The following is a 3,673-nucleotide window of genomic DNA, read 5'->3' as shown; positions in this document are numbered from 1 at the left end:
GCTTGCTGATTTGCAAAGCTTCCAGCAGCTCTTGAAGCACCTGTTAGAGCTTGAGATAATCCAGAAGCAAAAGTTATAAATCCTTGCTCACTTGCTTTAGCAATTGCATAAGCTAAAACAGGAGTACTCATTACAAGATAATTCATGAAATTTGATCTATTTGCTACTTCTTTGAATATAAGCATGTTATCTCCTAAGCTTAAAGCTGCTTTTCCACCTGTTATTACTTGTGCAACTTTCATAAGATTATAATCATTTAGATAGTTAATAATACAAAGAATAGGAGTCCAAAGCACTATCCAAATACATAGAGTAAAAAACATCTTAATATGTGCGTAAGAGCCAAATACAATAGAAAGCAAAGCAACAAGCCAAGATAAACCTATGATAATAGCTGTTAAATAAGCTTTAGCTAAAGGCAAATAAGTTTGCGCCATGTGTCCTTGTGCTTGCATACTTGCATAAAATTGCTGATCCGCATAAGCAGTATTTGCAGCCACAGAAGCAGGATTTAATCCTACTGATTTAGCGGTATTAATGATTGCATCTTGAGAAGCAAGCATTATCATGGATTGCTGTAAATAAGATCTAGCACTTACAGCTTGTTCGTTATAGATTTGTGCAGCGCCTAAGAACTTTTGCTCATAATTTGTCATATCATCTACCATACCAAGCAAAGCAGCATGAATCTTCATAGCTTCATCTGTATCGTTTTGAATCATTTCAACGATTTGAGGACCTGCATCAGAACAAGGTACAACACTTTGTTCTTCAACATTATTGTTATTTTTAAACAAAGGAGTAAGCTGAGAGCCATTGCCTATGTTTGTGAAAAGATCTTGCATTAAATTATCAGAGTTTTGAAAAAGATTTCTACCTTGTTGATTAAGCAAGATACCTACTGAAACGCAGTTTCTAAAATAAAAATCAATATTTTTTTGCAAAGTTGCATCAATAGCCGAAAGCTTTACGCTTGGTAAAGTACTCATCACTTGAAGTGAAAAACCTAAACCTGCGTTAGAGAAATTTGTAGATTGTGGAGTTGAAAAATGTTTTTCCATAGCTTCTAGGATAACCTTCTCAAATTGTGTCATTAATGCAAAGCTTTTTCCTATGCCTATAGGAATTTGAGAAATGACATAATCTTTACTTGTTACTTCATCGTGAATCATGAAGCGGTGATTATTGTCATTTGGCGCCCTTAAAAACATCTGCCACACTACAGCAAAAAGTATAAACATTTTTCCAAATTCAAACACAGGATTTGTTTGTCCATCCATTGCTTTTTTGATACTAAAAAGCAATAATGAGATAGCTAAGGCTGCATTAACGATATAACTTGTTTCAGTGGTTATACCTTTAACAGCTTGCATGATTTCATTCATCACATCGCCATAACCCCAAGTATAAATTAAATTGCTATTAGCTATTTCAGTTGCACCAAATAAAAATGAAGGTGCAAAAAACAAAGTGCTAAAGAATAAAAAGTAAAATCTTTTCATGGACTGTTTTAAGAAGTTAAAGAGTTTGTTTGGTATAATTATAAAAGGTAGATGCCAAAGGCGGCTACCTTTGGCATTAATCATAACCTAGAAAGGCGGTGATTAAATTGCTAAACATTGTTCTAATAATTATACTCTTAATGCTTTGCTATGTCAAGGCTTCTTGAGTATCCCCTGCTTTTGCAGGGTTTAGAACAATCCCTTTGGCTTAACCAAACAAACTTTTAACTAAGCTTCTCTTCTTCTATTGAATTTCTATATTTTTTTATATTTTTTATTTGAACTAAATAATAAACTTAACAAGATTTAAATTTACCAAATCTACTATCTTTTTACTTCAATCTCACATTCATAATCATATTAGATAAAAAGATACTATCTTTATCAAAGTCTTTTGAGTTATATTCATTTTTTGATTGTATAGTTTGCATAGTTTGTATTAAAGTTGAAAGATTGTATAAACTTAAACTTTCTAATATATTTATGAGTTCTATCTTGCTTAAAGTATTAAAATCATTTAACAATCTAAGATAATTACTTATAATAGAAGAAGAGTGAATACTATGAAATAAAATTTTATTTTTTATATCTTTTTTAATAAAAAATTGATTATCTTTAAAATAAAAATAATTTCTAAAATGATTATTGCTTATTATTTGATTATAAAAACTTAAAAGACTTTCTTTGCTGTTTAAATCTATAAAATTAAGATAAAAATTCTTTTCTTCTAAGGCTAATTTTAAAGCATTAAGATTTGCAAAAGAAGCATTAATATTTTCATTATTTTTTAAAGCATAAACGATATTTTCTTGTTCTTGTTTTTGGGTAATAGCATATTGTAATAAAGGATTTTTATAATGTGTATCGCTATTGATTAAAACATTGATATAAAAAGCTTCTTTGCTTTTTTGAGTTAATTGAAGCAAAGATAAAAGTGTAGAAGGGATATAAAAAGAATCAAGCTTTAAATTTAAATACTTATCATAAGTATTTATATAAGTTAATTCTTGAGTAAAATCCAAAGCTTGTTCTTTTAAATTTAAAAGCATTGTTCCACCTAATCCTAATAAAGCTAGATTTTTGAAATTCTCTAAAGCTTTTCTTTTTTCTAAATCGATTTGAAGTATTTTTTGCATTGTTTTTCCTTTCTTTTGTGGTTTACTCTTTTATATTATGCTCTTTAGCATAAGCTAGTATTTTAGCTCGAAGTTCTTGCGGAAAATTATATCTATAAATAGCAGGGATTCTTGGATCAAGAAGTCTATCAAGCTTATGTCTTTTATAATACCATTCTAGATTTTCAGGGGTAAAATAATAAGGGGCATTAGGATAGCCTTGAGGAGGAGTTAGGGCTGCTAATTTGGCAGTTAATATCATAGAATCTATTCTTAATTGTGCACTTTCTTCACTCCGATCATTTGGAATATCATAACCATAAGCATTTACCATGCCATTATAATACCCTCCCCTATGATGATCAAATTCTCTTCTGCTTTCATAAGTAGAATCTATATCCCTTGGATCTTTTATTTTGCCCTCAACTATATCACTTCTTAAGGCTTTATACATACTTCCAAATTCATCACGAGCAATTCTATATTTATTATAATCAATCACCCAATCTACTCCCATAATCTCATCTATAAAAGGAAGCATACCAAATTCATCAGGTTTTAAAGTCTTAGCTAAGGTTTTAATCTCTTGTTCTCTTAAAGGATTTTTATGCACTCCTACTAAACCACTTCCTACAGCAATATCTGCATAACCATAAATAGCACCTAATAAATTAGGTTTATCTAATATACTACTTCCTCCACTTAATTGTATATAAAGTATAGTAGCTTGGATAAATCTTGCATTAAAACCATTTTGAGACATATCATTAGCTAGGTATTTATAATCACCTAATATTCCTGCTGCCATACCCCATTCATTATGAAATAAACTTGATCTTAGATTATGTTTATTATCATCTACTATTCTATATAATTTTTCATATTTAGGATCTACATTTCCTTTTTCATCTACAGCTCCTATAGCTTCATAAGGTATATCTATAACAACACTTCTTATACCACTTCTTATAACTAAATATTTATATCTTTCTTTTTTAGTTTTTAAAGATTTATAATAAGCTTTTTCTGCTTTAGTCCAAGGAGCTATGCTTCCTT

Annotated in this window: 3 protein-coding genes; all 3 read right to left on the bottom strand. The window is 29.7% G+C overall.

Translation table 11 applies throughout. The annotated features are described in order from the left end of the window. Positions 1-1,502, bottom strand: a 1,502-nt coding sequence (locus AJ939_RS01070) for a conjugal transfer protein TraG N-terminal domain-containing protein (protein WP_148124044.1), incomplete at its 3' end; no start/stop codon positions are given. A gap of 332 nt (positions 1,503-1,834) precedes the next feature. Continuing rightward, the gene (locus AJ939_RS01065) at positions 1,835-2,638 is read right to left on the bottom strand and encodes a hypothetical protein (RefSeq protein ID WP_070233291.1); all 804 of its coding nucleotides are present in this window, start codon (positions 2,636-2,638) and stop codon (positions 1,835-1,837) included. 22 nt (positions 2,639-2,660) lie between these two features. Next, the coding region (locus AJ939_RS01060) for a hypothetical protein (protein ID WP_070275942.1) at positions 2,661-3,673 on the bottom strand (1,013 nt) is incomplete at its 5' end.

It is taken from the genome of Campylobacter sp. BCW_6889 (assembly GCF_001762535.1).
Lineage (GTDB): Bacteria > Campylobacterota > Campylobacteria > Campylobacterales > Campylobacteraceae > Campylobacter_D > Campylobacter_D jejuni.
Note: the sequence above shows the minus strand (reverse complement) of the source record. Positions and strands in the feature narration are given on the sequence as shown.

What these genes read in the sequence shown, in the direction of transcription:
- AJ939_RS01065 (WP_070233291.1), bottom strand. Translation starts at nt 2,638, where the DNA reads ATGCAAAAAATACTTCAAATCGATTTAGAAAAAAGAAAAGCTTTAGAG.